A 15,263-nucleotide genomic window follows, 5' to 3' on the forward strand; every position below is an offset into this window, starting at 1 on the left:
CCGTCAACCCTTAATTTCCAGTTTATTCGGCTTTGAGCGTAATACGTGCAAATGCCTTTTTACCGGCCTGGCAAACATGGGTCGCGCCCAGCTTATATATAAAGGTGCGATCAACCACTTCACCATCGATACGCACACCGCCCGAACCCAGCAGATCACGAGCTACCGCAGAGTTCTTCACCAACCCTGCTTTATTGAGCACGGCCGCGATCGGCATATCTTCAGCAGCCGTCAATTCCACTTCCGGCAAATCGTCCGGCAACTCGCCATCCTTCATGCGATTACCCGCAGCGCGATGAGCGTTCGCCGCCGCCTCGTCACCATGGAAACGCGCGACGATTTCTTCAGCCAGTTTGATTTTGATGTCACGAGGATTGGCACCTGCCTCGACGTCCGCCCGAAACGCATTGATCTCGTCCATGGAGCGGAAGCTGAGCAACTCAAAGTACCGCCACATCAGCGCATCAGGAATCGACACCAGCTTGCTGTACATCACCCCCGGCGCCTCCTGAATGCCGACATAGTTGCCCAACGACTTGGACATCTTCTTCACGCCATCCAGGCCTTCGAGCAACGGCATGGTAAGAATGCATTGTGCTTCCTGACCGTAGCTGCGCTGCAGTTCACGCCCCATCAACAGGTTGAACTTCTGATCGGTACCGCCCAACTCGACGTCCGCGCGCAGAGCAACCGAGTCATACCCCTGGACCAGCGGATAGAGGAACTCATGGATGGCGATCGGTTGATTGGTGGTGTAGCGCTTATCGAAGTCGTCACGCTCAAGCATGCGCGCAACGGTGTACTGCGAGGTCAGACGAATGAAGTCGGCCGGCCCCATTTGATCCATCCAGGTGGAATTGAATGCTACTTCGGTCTTGGCCGGATCCAGAATCTTGAACACCTGAGTCTTGTACGTCTCGGCATTATCGAGCACTTGCTCACGAGTCAGCGGCGGACGCGTGGCGCTCTTGCCGCTCGGATCACCGATCATCCCGGTGAAATCGCCGATCAGGAAGATCACCTGATGCCCCAGCTCCTGGAACTGGCGCAGCTTATTAATAAGCACGGTGTGACCCAAGTGCAGATCCGGAGCCGTCGGGTCGAAGCCGGCCTTAATACGCAGCGGCTGGCCGCGCTTGAGCTTTTCGATCAGCTCGGACTCGACCAACAGTTCTTCCGCACCACGTTTGATCAGCGCTAGCTGCTCTTCAACCGACTTCATAACAGACCCGCAAGGCTCAGATTCAAAGGGGACCAACCATACAATATCGCGCACCAAATACAAGTTTTGCCCGGCGCACGGACAGCAATCCACAGACGCAACGTCTGCAGGCTTGCTTCAGCGATGATTTGGTTATATTTTATACAGTTATTTCATCTTCATCATGTCATTCATCTTTTCCAATTCATCTTTTCAAAGTCAAAATTACCTATGACCACTGAACCGTCTAAAGCGCCGCCGCTTTACCCGAAGACCCACCTGCTCGCTGCAAGTGGTATCGCCGCCCTCCTCAGCCTGGCACTCCTGGTATTCCCTTCCAGTGACGTTGAAGCCAAAAAGACGACCTTAAGCCTGGAGCTGGACAGCCCCGCTGAACAACTGACACAAGACCAAGACGCTGCTGACGCCGTCCAAGCCACAAATGAGCCAGCCGCCTCGCCGTTCGCGCAAATCGAAAACACCACGGAAGACACCCCGGAAACCGCCGAAGCCGCCCCGGTACCGGTAGAGCCGCCAGCGCCCGTGGTTGAAGAGAAGAAAGCACCCGGCCACCGCGAAGTCATCGTCTCCAAGGGCGACACCCTGTCGACGCTCTTCGCGAAAGTCGGCCTGCCCGCCACCTCAGTGCACGAGGTACTGGCCAGCGACAAACAAGCCAAGCAGTTCAGCCAGCTCAAGCACGGCCAGAAACTCGAATTCGAGCTCAGCCCCGACGGCCAACTGACCAACCTGCACAGCAAAGTCAGCGACCTCGAAACCATTACCCTGACCAAAAACGACAAGGGTTATGCCTTCAATCGCATTACCGCCAAACCGACCGTGCGCACCGCGTATGTCCACGGCGTAATCAACAGCTCACTGTCGCAATCCGCTGCCCGCGCGGGCCTGTCGCACAGCCTGACCATGGACATGGCCAGCGTGTTTGGCTACGACGTCGATTTCGCCCAGGACATCCGTCAGGGCGATGAATTCGACGTGATCTACGAACAGAAAGTGGTCAACGGCAAGGCTGTCGGCACGGGTCCGATCCTGTCCGCGCGCTTCACCAACCGCGGCAAGACCTACACCGCCGTGCGTTACACCAACAAACAAGGCAATAGCAGCTATTACACCGCTGACGGCAACAGCATGCGCAAAGCGTTCATCCGCACCCCGGTGGACTTCGCCCGCATCAGCTCGAAATTCTCCATGGGTCGCAAACACCCGATCCTGAACAAGATCCGCGCCCACAAAGGCGTCGACTATGCCGCTCCACGAGGCACGCCGATCAAGGCTGCCGGGGATGGCAAAGTCTTGCTGGCCGGTCGCCGCGGAGGTTACGGCAATACTGTCATCATCCAGCACGGCAACACTTATCGGACGCTGTATGGCCACATGCAAGGTTTCGCCAAAGGCGTCAAAACCGGTGGCAGCGTGAAGCAGGGCCAAGTGATCGGCTATATCGGCACCACCGGTCTCTCCACCGGCCCGCATTTGCACTATGAATTCCAGGTCAACGGCGTTCACGTCGATCCGCTGGGTCAGAAGTTGCCAATGGCCGACCCGATTGCCAAAACCGAACGCGCGCGCTTCCTTGCACAAAGCCAGCCGCTGATGGCACGCATGGACCAAGAGAAAGCCACGATGCTGGCCTCGAGCAAGCGTTAAGCCATGCCTCTTTATATAGGCGTGATGTCCGGGACCAGCCTCGACGGCTTGGACATTGCGCTGATAGAGCAAACTTCGGCGATCAGGCTGGTAGCCACCCACTACATCGCCATGCCCGAGCCACTGCGCGCCGAGCTGCTCGGCCTGTGCGCCAGCGGTCCGGATGAAATCGCCCGCTCAGCCATCGCCCAGCAACACTGGGTGACGCTCGCAGCGCAGGGCATTCATACGCTGCTTGAGCAGCAACACCTCAAACCCGCAGACATCCGCGCGATTGGCAGCCATGGGCAAACCATCCGCCATGAGCCTGCACGTGGCTTCACCGTGCAGATCGGCAACCCGGCGCTGCTCACCGAGTTGACGGGCATCACGGTCGTCAGCGATTTCCGCAGCCGCGACGTCGCTGCCGGCGGCCAAGGCGCACCGCTGGTTCCTGCATTCCACGAAGCACTGTTCGAACAGCAGAAGGGAAATCGCGCCGTTTTGAACGTTGGTGGCTTCAGCAACCTCAGCCTGATCGAAACCGGCAAGCCCGTTGCGGGCTTCGACTGTGGCCCGGGCAATGTCTTGCTGGATGCCTGGATTCACCAACAACGCGGCGAACATTTCGACCGCGACGGCCAATGGGCGGCTAGCGGCAAGGTCGAGCCAGCGCTCCTAGCAGCACTGCTCAGCGATCCGTTCTTCGTCACCCAAGGTCCGAAAAGCACCGGCCGCGAAGTGTTCAATTTGCCGTGGCTGACCCAACACCTTTCGCGACTGCCGAACTTTGCGGCGGAAAACGTGCAGGCGACTCTGCTCGAGCTGACTGTCACGACCATTGTCGAGTCACTGCAAAAGGCTCAGATCGACACTCAGGAATTACTGGTCTGCGGTGGCGGCGCGCACAACGCCACGCTGATGAAGCGTCTCGCGAGCCTGCTGCCGAACGCCAATGTCAGCAGCACCGCCACCTACGGCGTGGACCCGGACTGGGTGGAAGCCATGGCTTTCGCCTGGCTGGCTCACTGTTGCATGGAAGGCATTGCGGCCAATCGCCCGAGCGTCACCGGCGCCCGGGGCTTGCGCATCCTCGGCGCGATCTATCCCGCCTGACGCGCTCGCTCACAAACCACGCACAGCAAAACGCCGCAGGACCCAAAGGTTCTGCGGCGTTTTCGTGTAGCCGTGACTGCAATCAGATCGAGAAGGACGACCCGCAACCGCAAGTGGTGGTCGCGTTCGGGTTCTTGATGACAAAACGCGAACCTTCCAGACCTTCCTGATAGTCCACTTCAGCACCGGCGAGGTACTGGAAACTCATCGGGTCGACCACCAGGCTCACGCCTTCGCGCTCGACGATGGTGTCGTCATCGGCTACGTCTTCATCGAACGTGAAGCCGTACTGAAACCCGGAACAACCGCCGCCCGTTACGAAAACGCGCAGCTTCAAGCGATCATTCCCCTCTTCATCGACCAGGCTCTTCACCTTGTGCGCGGCACCGTGGGTGAATTGCAAAGCCGTGGGGGTGAAGGATTCGACGCTCATGCTAACTATCTCCCGGCGTTACGCCGCCATAATGCGTGATGACGCGCATTATCCGCTTCTCCTAGAAAATTGGTCAACTATTGTTACGGTATATCAATCAAACGTTTTCCCGGTGCGCAATGCAAAAAGGCCCAGCAAATGGGCCTTTGTGCCAGCTGGCAATCGCTTACGGCAGCATGCCGGCGTGGGACAAGCCCAAGCGCTCATCCAGACCAAACAGGATGTTCATGTTCTGCACTGCCTGACCCGACGCGCCTTTGACCAGGTTATCGATCACCGAGAGCACCACCACCAGATCACCGTCCTGCGGCCGATGCACAGCAATCCGGCAGACGTTGGCACCGCGCACGCTGCGGGTTTCCGGATGGCTACCGGCCGGCATTACGTCGACGAACGGCTCATCGGCATAACGCTTTTCGAACAGTGCTTGCAGATCCACTGAGCGATCAACCACGGTGGCGTACAGCGTGGAATGAATGCCACGAATCATCGGCGTCAGATGCGGCACGAAGGTCAGCCCGACCTCCTTGCCCGCGGCACGACGCAGCCCCTGACGGATTTCCGGCAAGTGACGGTGACCTTTCACCGCGTAAGCCTTCAGGCTTTCCGAGGTCTCGGAATACAAAGAGCCAACCGAGGCACCGCGACCGGCACCGCTGACCCCGGACTTGCAGTCAGCGATCAAGCGCGAGGTGTCCGCCAGGCCTGCTTCGAGCAACGGCAGGAAACCCAATTGCGTGGCCGTTGGATAGCAACCCGGCACCGCGATCAGGCGTGCTTGCTTGATTTGCTCGCGATTGACTTCCGGCAAGCCATAGACTGCCTCTTCCAGCAATTGCGGCGCACCGTGCGGCTGGCCGTACCACTTCGCCCATTCGTCGGCGTCTTGCAGACGGAAGTCAGCCGAGAGGTCGATGACCTTGGTGCCGGCCGCCAGCAGTTCGCCGGCCAAGGCGTGGGCAACACCGTGCGGCGTGGCGAAGAACACCACATCGCAAGCGCCCAGGGTCTTGATGTCTGGAACACTGAACGCCAGGCCGTCGTAATGGCCTCGCAGGTTCGGATACATGTCGGCAACGGCCAGGCCAGCCTCGGATCGCGAAGTGATGACCACCACTTCCGCCTGCGGATGCTGTGCCAGCAGACGCAGCAGTTCGACACCGGTGTAACCCGTGCCGCCGACGATACCGACCTTGACCATAAACCTGCCCTCAACGAACCCACTGGAAAGCCGACGATAATAGGGCCCGTATCGTCCTGCGACAACCGCGAAGGTGACGATCGGCGGCCCTAGCTACTACTATCCCGGCTACCGTGAACCTGGGAATAATCAAAATGCTCTATCTGTGGCTTAAAGTGTTTCACATCGTTAGCATCGTTTGCTGGTTTGCCGGGCTGTTCTACTTGCCGCGGCTGTTCGTCTATCACGCGCAAAGTGAAGACACCGTCAGCAAGGAACGCTTCAGCCTCATGGAGCGCAAGCTGTACCGCGGCATCATGGGCCCGGCAATGATCGCGACACTGATCTTTGGCGGCTGGCTGATCGCCCTCAACCCGAGCGCGTATTTCGGCCAAGGTGGCTGGATGCACGCCAAACTGACGCTGGTGGTGATCCTCATCGGCTATCACCATATGTGCGGCGCACAGGTGAAGCGCTTCGCCCGTGGCGAGAACACCCGCAGCCATGTCTTTTATCGCTGGTTCAATGAAGTGCCGGTTCTGATATTGCTGACTATCGTAATTCTGGTCGTCGTTCGGCCGTTTTAACTTCTATCAGCCATTCGCTCCGGGGTACCTGCCATGTCGTTGCCCGCTCTGCTCGAACAACATCTGCGCTTGCCCGTCGTGGCGGCGCCGATGTTCCTGATTTCCAATCCGCAACTGGTGCTGGCCTGCTGCCGCAATGGTGTGGTCGGCAGCTTCCCCGCCCTCAACCAGCGCGAAAGCAGTGGCTTCAAGGCCTGGCTGGAGGAAATCGAAGCAGGGCTGGCCGCTCTGGACAACCCCGCACCCTATGCGGTGAACCTGATCGTTCACAACAGCAACCCGCGCCTGCAAGCAGACCTGGATATCTGCATAGAGCACAAAGTGCCGATCATCATCACCAGCCTCGGCGCGGTGAAAGAGTTGGTGGATGCGGTGCACAGCTACGGCGGCCTGGTATTCCATGATGTGACGACTCGCCGGCATGCCGAGAAAGCCGCCGAGGCCGGGGTCGATGGCTTGATCGCGGTGGCGGCCGGCGCGGGCGGGCATGCCGGGACTTGGAGCCCATTCTCACTGATCGCGGAGATTCGGCAATTCTTCGACAAGACTCTCCTGCTGGCCGGGTGCCTCAACCATGGGCATGAGATTCTCGCCGCGCAATTGCTCGGTGCGGATTTGGCCTACTTCGGAACGCGATTTATCGGCACCACTGAAAGTCATGCGCCTGACGCCTACAAACAGATGTTGCTGACAGCCCGCGCCGCCGACATCGTCCATACTCCAGCCGTGTCCGGGGTTCCCGCGAGCTTCATGCGCCAAAGTCTGGAAAATGCCGGCTTCGACATGGCCGCGTTGCAGGCCAAGGGTGAGGTCGACTTCGGCTCCAAACTCAAACCCGTCAGTGACGAAGCCAAAGCCTGGAAAACCGTATGGTCCGCTGGCCAGGGCGTTGGCGAAATCGACGATTTGCCGAGCGTAGATGAACTGGTGGCGCGCCTGGATGCCGAATACCGCAAGGCCCTGGAACACGCGGCGCAATTGCCCAAGCGCTGGCCGCGCTGACAGCCCCGCCATTATCCTGGCCACTGACGATCCATCGAGACAAGGAAGTGCTGCATGAGCGATACCCGATACAAGATCGTGTTCGATGGCGCCCTGCAACCCGAGGTCGACATCACCACGGCCAAACTTAACCTGGCTGATTTGTTCAAGACCGATGTCGCGGCCATCGAGCGTTTGTTCAGCGGCCAAACGGTTGCGCTCAAGCGCGACTTGTCCCACGCCGATGCGCAGACCTACTTGAATGAGCTGACCCGGACCGGTATCCACGCACGTATTGAAGCGGAAGTCGTGGCCGCACCGATTGCGCCGACTTCCACGCCGGTGAGCGGCTCGCTGACGCTGGGCGACGAATCGCCGTACAGTCCGCCCCGCGCAGCGGTGGGCGAAGCACTGGCAGAATATTCGCAACTGAAAGTCTTCGGCATTCAGGGTCGCATTGGCCGCTTGCGCTACCTCGCCTGGTCAATGGTCGCGTTGGCGGTGATCGGCGCCGTTGCCCTGTTCCTGCTGATTGCGATGTTCAGTGAAGACATGACCGTCCTGGCCATGGTCCTGACAGCGATTGCGGTCATCGCCTATCTCTACGTCAACATCACCATCAGCGTGCAGCGCTTGCACGACCTCGGCTGGTCCGGCTGGTTGTGGCTGCTGAACCTGGTGCCGTTCATAGGCGGATTCTTCCCGTTCCTGCTGATGTTGCTGCCGGGCAATACCGGACCCAATCGATATGGCCCACCGCAACCGCCCAACAGCACGGCGGTCAAGGTGATCGCATCGCTGTGGCTGGTGTTGATTGCCATCGTGTTCATCAGCGGCATCACCGGCGGCTTGACGACCCTCCAGGAAGAATACGAGAGCAGTTCGATCATCAGCGAAGAAAGCGCCGCGCCCGCCGATGACACCACTACCGATGATGTAGAGGCCGAGTCACCCCCGGCCGCTGTAGACTACGAGAAAGAATAAACGCGCTTGGTGCCCGGACGTCTCTGTCCACAGGCGGCAAGCCGTTGCGATGGAGAACTGCATGACCCGTTACGCTCTGATCACTGGCGCTTCCAGCGGTATAGGCCTGGCCATGGCCGAAGCGCTGGCTCGCCGCGGCCGCAGCCTGATTCTGGTGGCCCGACAACGTGATCAGCTGGAAAGCATCGCGATCGAACTGACCCAACGCTTCGGCGTCGAGGTGCTGTTCCGTGCCTGTGACCTGGGCGAGCCCTTGCGGCTGTCCGGCTTCCTGCTGGAACTCGAAGAAGGTGACCGGCAGATTGATCTGCTGGTCAATTGCGCCGGCATGGGTACCTGCGGACCGTTCCTGGCGCAAGACTGGATGACCGAGCAGGATCTGATCGAGGTCAACATCCTGGCCCTGACCCGACTCTGCCACGCCATCGGCAACAGCATGGCACTGCAGGGCGGCGGGCAAATCCTCAACGTTGCGTCCGTCGCGGCGTTCCGCCCAGGGCCTTGGATGAGCACGTATTACGCCAGCAAAGCCTATGTGCTGCACTTCTCCGAAGGCCTGCGGGTCGAGTTGAAAAAATGCGCGGTAAAGGTCTCGGTGCTGTGCCCCGGCCCGACCCGCACAGGTTTTTTCCGCACCGCGAAATTGAACGACAGCAAACTGGCCGACAGCACTTTGCTCATGAGCCCCGAAGAAGTCGCGCTCTACACCGTGCGCGCCCTGGAGAAGAACCGCGCAATCATCATTCCCGGCCAACGCAACCGCTGGCTCGCCTTTCTACCGCGGCTGAGCTCGCGCTGGCTGACACGCACACTCACGGGCATGGCCAACAAGGCCTACTGCCCGCGCTGACCCCTACCAGCAAAAGGCTGGGCGCGAGTGAACCCCTTGAGTACACTCGGCCCGGCCCACTCAATGGAGAAACAGCTGTGGATACTCTGTTCACCAAGATCATCAACCGGGAAATCCCGGCCAAGATCATCTACGAGGACGACCAGGTTCTGGCGTTCCACGACATCGCCCCACAGGCCCCGGTGCATTTCCTGGTGATTCCGAAAAAACCGGTGCGCACCCTCAACGATCTGACCGAAGACGACAAGGCGCTGGCCGGACATATTCTGTTCACCGCACAACGCCTGGCCCTCGAACTGGGTTGCGAGAAAGGCTTCCGCGTGGTGATGAACTGCAACGAAGAGGGCGGGCAGACGGTCTACCACATTCACATGCATGTGCTCGGGCAACGCCAGATGAACTGGCCACCGGGCTGAGAGCGAGCCATCACTGCCGAGTGGGCACCGCTCACTCGTGCATGACCCAGCGCAAACCTTCCCCGGCCGATTGGGTTAAACTGGCCGCCGAGTTTCTTCCCGGAGGTCAGCATGACTACCCAACGTCACTACTCGCCGATCGATCGTCTCCTGCTGCAAGCCGATGCCGCCATGCGCACGCTGCTGCCGTCCAGTGGCCAGCCTTATCGGCCATCGCCGGCCATCGTGCAGCCCGAGGCGAAAATGAGCGACGAAGATACCCGCCATGTCGCCGGCCTGATGCGCATCAACCACACTGGCGAAGTCTGCGCCCAGGCGCTGTACCAGGGCCAGGCGCTGACCGCCAAGCTGCCGCAAGTGCGTGCCGCCATGGAGCACGCCGCCGAAGAAGAGATCGATCATCTGGTCTGGTGCGAACAACGCATCAAGCAACTCGGCAGCCACACCAGCATCCTCAATCCACTGTTTTACGGGATGTCGTTCGGGATTGGCGCGGTAGCCGGGTTGATCAGCGACAAGGTCAGCCTCGGTTTTGTCGCTGCCACCGAACACCAAGTGTGCAAGCACTTGAATGAACACCTTGAGCAACTGCCGGCGGAGGATGAAAAATCCCGGGCGATTCTCGAGCAGATGCGCATCGACGAAGAACACCACGCCGAAAGCGCGCTGGATGCTGGCGGTTTCCGCTTCCCGGCGCCAGTGAAGTTCGGCATGAGTGTATTGGCCAAAGTCATGACCAAAAGCACCTACCGGATCTGAGCTGCGCCAGACATGAAAAAGGCGACTACTGCCAAACAGTAGTCGCCTTTTTTTGTGCTTGAACTCTTACGTCGGCATGTTGCGCGCGTAGAAGATTTCCAGCATTTCGTGCTTCACGCGATCCGTCACTTGCGCCCGTTGCTCAGGCGACAGGTTGCTGGTCGCGTCGCCGAACAGGTAGTTGTCCAGTTCGAAGTTCTTGAGCAGCATCTTGGTGTGGAACATGTTCTCCTGGTACACGTTGACGTCGGTCATCTGGTAACCGTCGCGCGTGTCCTCGGACAAGTAGTTCTGGATCGAGTTGATCTCGTGGTCGATGAAGTGCTTTTTACCTTCAACGTCACGGGTAAAGCCACGCACGCGATAGTCGACGGTGACAATGTCCGACTCGAACTGGTGAATCAGGAAGTTGAGTGCTTTGAGCGGTGAAATCACTCCGCAGGTCGACACGTCGATGTCCACACGGAAAGTGGCAATCCCGTCCACCGGATGGATTTCCGGGTAGGTATGCACTGTGATGTGGCTCTTATCGAGGTGGGCCAGGATAATTTCGGGCAATGGGCCTGGGGACTCTTCGATCTGGCTCTCAGTCGGCGTTACCGGCTCTTCCGAGATCAGGATGGTCACACTGGCGCCTTGCGGGTCGTAATCCTGACGGGCGATGTTCAGGATGTTGGCCCCAATGATATCGACAACTTCCGTGAGGATCTGCGTGAGGCGCTCGGCGTCGTACATCTGGTTGATGTATTCGACGTAGGCCTGCTGGTCTTGCGGGGTTTCCGCGTAGCAGATGTCATAGATGTTGAAGCTCAAGGTCTTTGTCAGGTTATTGAACCCGTGGAGCTTGAGTTTGCTTTTCACCGTTAAAAACTCTCTATGTATTGCGGCCCGGCCGCGTGATCAAGCATGCCCGTCAGATGCGAACGACGCACCTGCGTAGGACGGTTAACACCTCTTCGCGATGGCGATTTTGGTTGTCTGTTCGGGTGGCGCGGCCAGTCGGTTGACGGGCCACGACCCTGAAAAAAGTGGCGCATTATGCAGACGTCGAGCGGTGATCGCCAGAGTCTGCACTGCTTTTATGATAGTTGAATGTCGAATCAGCCGACTTCGATGATCTCGTAGTCGTGGGTGATCTCGACACCCGCGGCGCCAAGCATGATCGACGCCGAGCAATACTTCTCTGCCGACAACTCGATCGCGCGCTTGACCTGCGCTTCTTTCAGCGCCCGGCCCTTGACCACGAAGTGCATGTGAATCTTGGTGAACACCTTCGGGTCTTCGGTCGCCCGCTCGGCTTCAAGGAAGGCCTCGCAACTTTCCACGGCCTGGCGCGACTTCTTGAGGATGCTGACCACGTCGAAGTTGCTGCAACCACCGACGCCCAGCAAGAGCATTTCCATCGGCCGGACACCCAGGTTGCGGCCACCAGCATCGGGCGGGCCGTCCATCACTACCACGTGACCGCTGCCGGATTCACCGAGGAACATGGCTTCGCCAGCCCATTGGATGCGTGCCTTCATCGCCAAGACTCCACTGTTAAAAAAGGGTCGCCAGCTTAGCACAGCGACTATTGTCGACAGCGGAACACGCGCGTCGGAAACCAACACCATAGGTGTAGGTAATTTCTCGAATTTTCACGGACGTGTCTGTTAAGCTGGCGCCAATTCGCTGGCGCACAGCCAGTGCTTAGCGACCTGCCCTCGCGACACAAAAAAATAAGCCAAATCACACCGTGCAGTCTTTTCGGGATACAACCATGGTTGCTATTACCCCCACACCCAAAATCAAGAACCTCGACAAGTTGCTGATGCATTGTCAACGCCGTCGCTTCCAGGCCAAGAGCAATATCATTGGCGCGGGCGATCGTTCGGAGTCGCTGTTCTTCATCATCAAAGGGTCGGTCACCATCCTCATCGAGGATGACGAAGGTCGCGAGATGATCATCGCCTACCTCAATGCCGGCGACTTTTTCGGGGAATTGGGGCTGTTCGAACAGGCCGGCCAGGAACAGGCGCGCAGCGCTTGGGTTCGGGCCAAGGTTGAATGTGAAGTTGCGGAAATCAGCTACGCGAAATTCCGTGAATTGTCCCAGCAAGACCCAGACATTCTCTACGTCCTCAGCGGACAAATCGCACAACGCCTGCGCAACACCACTCGCAAGGTCGGCGACCTGGCGTTCTTCGACGTCACCGGTCGCGTCGCCCGCTGCCTGCTGGACTTGTGCAAGCAACCGGATGCCATGACACACCCGGACGGCATGCAGATCAAAGTGACCCGCCAGGAAATCGGGCGGATCGTCGGCTGTTCGCGGGAGATGGTTGGCCGCGTGCTCAAGGATCTGGAAGAACGCAACCTGGTGGACGTCAAAGGCAAGACCATGGTGGTCTACGGCACGCGTTAACCCTGGAACATTTGCGCCAGCATTCGGCGGTATAACCCGTCGAGTCGCTGCAGTGCATCCGGCGCGGGGTATTTTTCGTGCAGGGCGATATGGCTATCGGCGCGCACCCGCTGCTCAATACCGCACGCTTGATTGAAGCGATTGACCGCTGCCACCATCGACTCGCGCTCGTCATCCAGCAGCATCGCCCCGTGCACCAGACCAACGGGGCGGGTGCCGCCCTGGCTCTGGCGCCAGCGCTGGGCCGTGCCGACCATCTTGCGACCGTCGAGGTTGACGTTGAAACGACCGTCGCAAAATGCGCCATCGATTTCCCCCAACGACGCCACGCCACCCAACTCATCCAGCAACTCACAGAGCGGATCGCAGAGCCGGCGATAGCCGCTCTCGATGCGATTCTGATCACCCTCGCTGCGCGGTGGTGCGTACACCAGGGCAATGTTGACCGTCGAGGCTGATTGCGGCACCGGCTCGCCGCCGGTTTCCCGCAGCAGGACGGGCCAACCCGCGGCGGCGGAGACTTCACAGGCGGATTCGAATTGCGGCAAGCGATTCAAACGGCGCGGCATGACCAGGGCGCGGTCGCTGGGCTGCCAGAACAGCAGGCCGAACTCGGCGTCGCCAGCGCAGACTGAGGCCAGCAAATCCTGTTCGGCTTGCAGGCCGGCGGCGATGGTCAGGGACGTCAGTAAAGTCATGGCTACTCCGCGGAGGCTGATGCCGTCTTCGCGAGCAGGCTCGCTCCCACACTGGATCGCAGTGAAAACCTGTGGGGGCGAGCCTGCTCGCGAACGAGTCGACTCGGTCTAAAGACGATCAGTCCAGTGTAGAACCGCTGATCGACACGCCGCGCTCCGGGAAGAACAGGCGTTGCAGTTCGGTGCCCGGGCTCTCCGCGCGCATGAAAGCTTCGCCCACCAGGAACGAATACACGTCGCTGATTTCCATCAGCTCCACGTCCGCGCGGTTGAGGATGCCGCTTTCGGTGATCACCAGGCGATCGCGGGGGATGCGCGGCAGCAGGTCGAGAGTGGTTTCGAGATTGACTTCGAAGGTGTGCAAATTGCGGTTGTTGACGCCCACCAACGGCGTGTCGAGGGTTTTCAGGGCCCGCTCCAGTTCGTCACCGTCATGCACTTCCACCAGCACATCGAGACCAACGGTTTTCGCCACCGCGGCGAGTTCGGCCATTTTGCCGTCGTCCAGTGCCGAGACGATCAGCAGGATACAGTCAGCACCGAGGGCACGGGCTTCGACGATCTGGTACGGATCGATCATGAAGTCCTTGCGGATCACAGGCAGACTGCATGCGGCGCGCGCCTGTTGCAGGTAGGTATCGGCGCCCTGGAAGTAATCAATGTCGGTGAGCACCGACAGGCAGGTGGCCCCGCCCTTCTCGTAGCTCTTGGCAATGTCGGCGGGCACGAAGTCCTCGCGGATCACGCCTTTGCTCGGTGAAGCTTTCTTGATTTCCGCAATCACCGCCGGTTGTTTGGTCTTGGCCTGGGCCAACAGCGCCTGGGCAAAACCACGGGGGGCATCGGCAGCCTTGGCCAGGACTTCCAGCTCGGCCAGGCTCACGCGCGCACGACGCTCGGCGACCTCCTCGACCTTGCGCGCCAGAATGTTTTCCAGAACCGTCGGTACACTCATCCCTCATTCTCCACTTTGAATACCGCGGTAAATGCACCCAACTCCTCGAGCTTCTCCCGAGCGAGCCCTGTGTGCAGTGCGTCATGCGCGAGCGCCACGCCCTCTTTCAGGCTGGTGGCATGGTCGGCGGCGTACAGCGCGGCACCGGCATTGAGCACAATCATTTCGGCGGCTTTCTGGCCGTTTTCGGTCTTGCGCTTGCCCAAGGCATCGCGGATCAGCTCCAACGACGCGGCCGGGCTGTCGACCGCCAGGCCGTGCAGGCTCTGGCTCTTCATGCCCAGGTCTTCCGGCTCGACCCAATATTCGCTGATCTGGTCATTCTTCAGCTCGGCGACGAAAGTCGGCGCGGCGAGGCTGAACTCGTCCAGACCATCCTTCGAATGCACCACCAGCACATGCTTGCTGCCCATACGTTGCAAGACCTCGGCCAACGGCCGGCACAGTGCCGGGTTGAACACGCCGACCACCTGATGTTTCACGCCGGCCGGATTCGTAAGCGGGCCGAGCATGTTGAACAGGGTGCGCAAGCCCAGATCACGGCGCGGGCCGGCGGCATACTTCATGGCGCTGTGGTGCGTCTGGGCGAACATGAAACCGATGCCGACATTATCGATGCAGCGGGCCACCTGGACCGACGTCAGGTTCAGGTAGATGCCGGCTGCTTCGAGCAAATCGGCGCTGCCGCTCTTGCCCGAGACTGCACGATTACCGTGTTTGGCCACGGTGCAACCGGCCGCCGCCACTACGAACGCCGAGGCGGTGGAGACGTTGAAAATATTGGCGCCATCACCGCCGGTCCCGACCACGTCCACCACACCATCGAGAGTCTTGAGTTCGACCTTGTCCGCCAGCTCACGCATCACCGAGACCGCGCCGACGATTTCATCGATGCTTTCGCTCTTCATGCGCATGGCCATCATGAACGCGCCGATCTGCGCGTCGCTGCACTGGCCGGTCATGATTTCGCGCATCACGTCGCGCATTTCATCGGTGCTGAGGTCGAGGTGATCGACGATACGGCTCAGGGCTGTCTTGATATTCATGGGAAG

General features: G+C 59.6%; 17 protein-coding genes. 9 read left to right on the forward strand and 8 right to left on the reverse strand.

The window, feature by feature from the left end:
• Window positions 1–22: 22 nt before the first annotated feature.
• Window positions 23–1,222, reverse strand: a complete 1,200-nt coding sequence (gene tyrS / locus RG836_RS11140) for a tyrosine--tRNA ligase (RefSeq protein ID WP_310845551.1) — start codon at window positions 1,220–1,222, stop codon at window positions 23–25.
• Window positions 1,223–1,432: 210 nt separating this feature from the next.
• On the opposite strand from tyrS, the gene RG836_RS11145 reads away from it, so the two are divergent.
• Together RG836_RS11145 and RG836_RS11150 are read left to right on the forward strand one after the other, a co-directional pair.
• A complete protein-coding gene (locus RG836_RS11145; RefSeq protein ID WP_310845416.1) occupies window positions 1,433–2,869 on the forward strand; it encodes a peptidoglycan DD-metalloendopeptidase family protein in 1,437 nt (478 codons plus the stop codon).
• A 3-nt stretch (window positions 2,870–2,872) separates the two neighbouring features.
• Window positions 2,873–3,964: an anhydro-N-acetylmuramic acid kinase gene (locus tag RG836_RS11150; RefSeq protein ID WP_310845417.1), complete on the forward strand. Its 1,092-nt coding sequence runs from the start codon at window positions 2,873–2,875 to the stop codon at window positions 3,962–3,964.
• A gap of 82 nt (window positions 3,965–4,046) precedes the next feature.
• Here the strand turns inward: RG836_RS11150 and erpA are convergent, their stop codons facing one another.
• Together erpA and argC are read right to left on the reverse strand one after the other, a co-directional pair.
• Complete coding sequence (gene erpA / locus RG836_RS11155) at window positions 4,047–4,397, reverse strand: iron-sulfur cluster insertion protein ErpA (protein WP_003176443.1); 351 nt, start codon at window positions 4,395–4,397, stop codon at window positions 4,047–4,049.
• A gap of 166 nt (window positions 4,398–4,563) precedes the next feature.
• The gene (gene argC / locus RG836_RS11160) at window positions 4,564–5,598 is read right to left on the reverse strand and encodes an N-acetyl-gamma-glutamyl-phosphate reductase (RefSeq protein ID WP_310845424.1); all 1,035 of its coding nucleotides are present in this window, start codon (window positions 5,596–5,598) and stop codon (window positions 4,564–4,566) included.
• Between the two features lie 134 nt (window positions 5,599–5,732).
• On the opposite strand from argC, the gene hemJ reads away from it, so the two are divergent.
• The 6 genes from hemJ (at window position 5,733) to coq7 (ending at window position 10,154) form a co-directional block, all read left to right on the forward strand.
• Entirely contained in the window at window positions 5,733–6,164 is a 432-nt protein-coding gene (gene hemJ, locus RG836_RS11165; RefSeq protein ID WP_310845425.1) for a protoporphyrinogen oxidase HemJ, read from the forward strand.
• A 33-nt stretch (window positions 6,165–6,197) separates the two neighbouring features.
• Window positions 6,198–7,166, forward strand: coding sequence for an NAD(P)H-dependent flavin oxidoreductase (locus RG836_RS11170; protein WP_310845426.1), 969 nt, complete (start codon window positions 6,198–6,200; stop codon window positions 7,164–7,166).
• A 54-nt stretch (window positions 7,167–7,220) separates the two neighbouring features.
• A complete protein-coding gene (locus tag RG836_RS11175) occupies window positions 7,221–8,129 on the forward strand; it encodes a DUF805 domain-containing protein (protein ID WP_310845427.1) in 909 nt (302 codons plus the stop codon).
• Window positions 8,130–8,190: 61 nt separating this feature from the next.
• Window positions 8,191–8,979, forward strand: coding sequence for an SDR family NAD(P)-dependent oxidoreductase (locus tag RG836_RS11180; RefSeq protein ID WP_310845428.1), 789 nt, complete (start codon window positions 8,191–8,193; stop codon window positions 8,977–8,979).
• Window positions 8,980–9,056: 77 nt separating this feature from the next.
• On the forward strand, window positions 9,057–9,395 hold the full coding sequence (locus RG836_RS11185; RefSeq protein ID WP_060541606.1) for a histidine triad nucleotide-binding protein: 339 nt from the start codon (window positions 9,057–9,059) through the stop codon (window positions 9,393–9,395).
• A gap of 111 nt (window positions 9,396–9,506) precedes the next feature.
• The gene (coq7, locus tag RG836_RS11190; RefSeq protein ID WP_310845430.1) at window positions 9,507–10,154 is read left to right on the forward strand and encodes a 2-polyprenyl-3-methyl-6-methoxy-1,4-benzoquinone monooxygenase; all 648 of its coding nucleotides are present in this window, start codon (window positions 9,507–9,509) and stop codon (window positions 10,152–10,154) included.
• A gap of 66 nt (window positions 10,155–10,220) precedes the next feature.
• Here the strand turns inward: coq7 and speD are convergent, their stop codons facing one another.
• Both speD and RG836_RS11200 read right to left on the reverse strand, forming a co-directional pair.
• Window positions 10,221–11,015 carry an adenosylmethionine decarboxylase gene (gene speD / locus RG836_RS11195; RefSeq protein WP_310845431.1) on the reverse strand — a complete coding sequence of 265 codons (795 nt, stop codon included), beginning with the start codon at window positions 11,013–11,015 and terminating at the stop codon, window positions 10,221–10,223.
• Between the two features lie 239 nt (window positions 11,016–11,254).
• Complete coding sequence (locus tag RG836_RS11200) at window positions 11,255–11,677, reverse strand: OsmC family protein (protein ID WP_310845432.1); 423 nt, start codon at window positions 11,675–11,677, stop codon at window positions 11,255–11,257.
• 236 nt (window positions 11,678–11,913) lie between these two features.
• Between RG836_RS11200 and crp the strand changes: the two genes are divergently transcribed.
• Window positions 11,914–12,558, forward strand: a complete 645-nt coding sequence (gene crp / locus RG836_RS11205; protein WP_310845433.1) for a cAMP-activated global transcriptional regulator CRP — start codon at window positions 11,914–11,916, stop codon at window positions 12,556–12,558.
• On the opposite strand, the gene RG836_RS11210 is transcribed toward crp, so the two are convergent.
• From RG836_RS11210 to trpD, 3 genes are all read right to left on the reverse strand, one after another.
• Entirely contained in the window at window positions 12,555–13,256 is a 702-nt protein-coding gene (locus RG836_RS11210) for a lipoate--protein ligase family protein (protein WP_310845435.1), read from the reverse strand. The genes crp and RG836_RS11210 overlap by 4 nt on opposite strands.
• Window positions 13,257–13,374: 118 nt before the next feature.
• Complete coding sequence (gene trpC / locus RG836_RS11215; RefSeq protein ID WP_310845436.1) at window positions 13,375–14,211, reverse strand: indole-3-glycerol phosphate synthase TrpC; 837 nt, start codon at window positions 14,209–14,211, stop codon at window positions 13,375–13,377.
• The gene (gene trpD / locus RG836_RS11220) at window positions 14,208–15,257 is read right to left on the reverse strand and encodes an anthranilate phosphoribosyltransferase (protein ID WP_310845437.1); all 1,050 of its coding nucleotides are present in this window, start codon (window positions 15,255–15,257) and stop codon (window positions 14,208–14,210) included. The genes trpC and trpD overlap by 4 nt, the downstream gene beginning before the upstream one ends.
• Window positions 15,258–15,263: the final 6 nt, after the last annotated feature.

Origin of the sequence: Pseudomonas rhizozeae, from assembly GCF_031583775.1 — a bacterium.
Lineage (GTDB): Bacteria > Pseudomonadota > Gammaproteobacteria > Pseudomonadales > Pseudomonadaceae > Aquipseudomonas.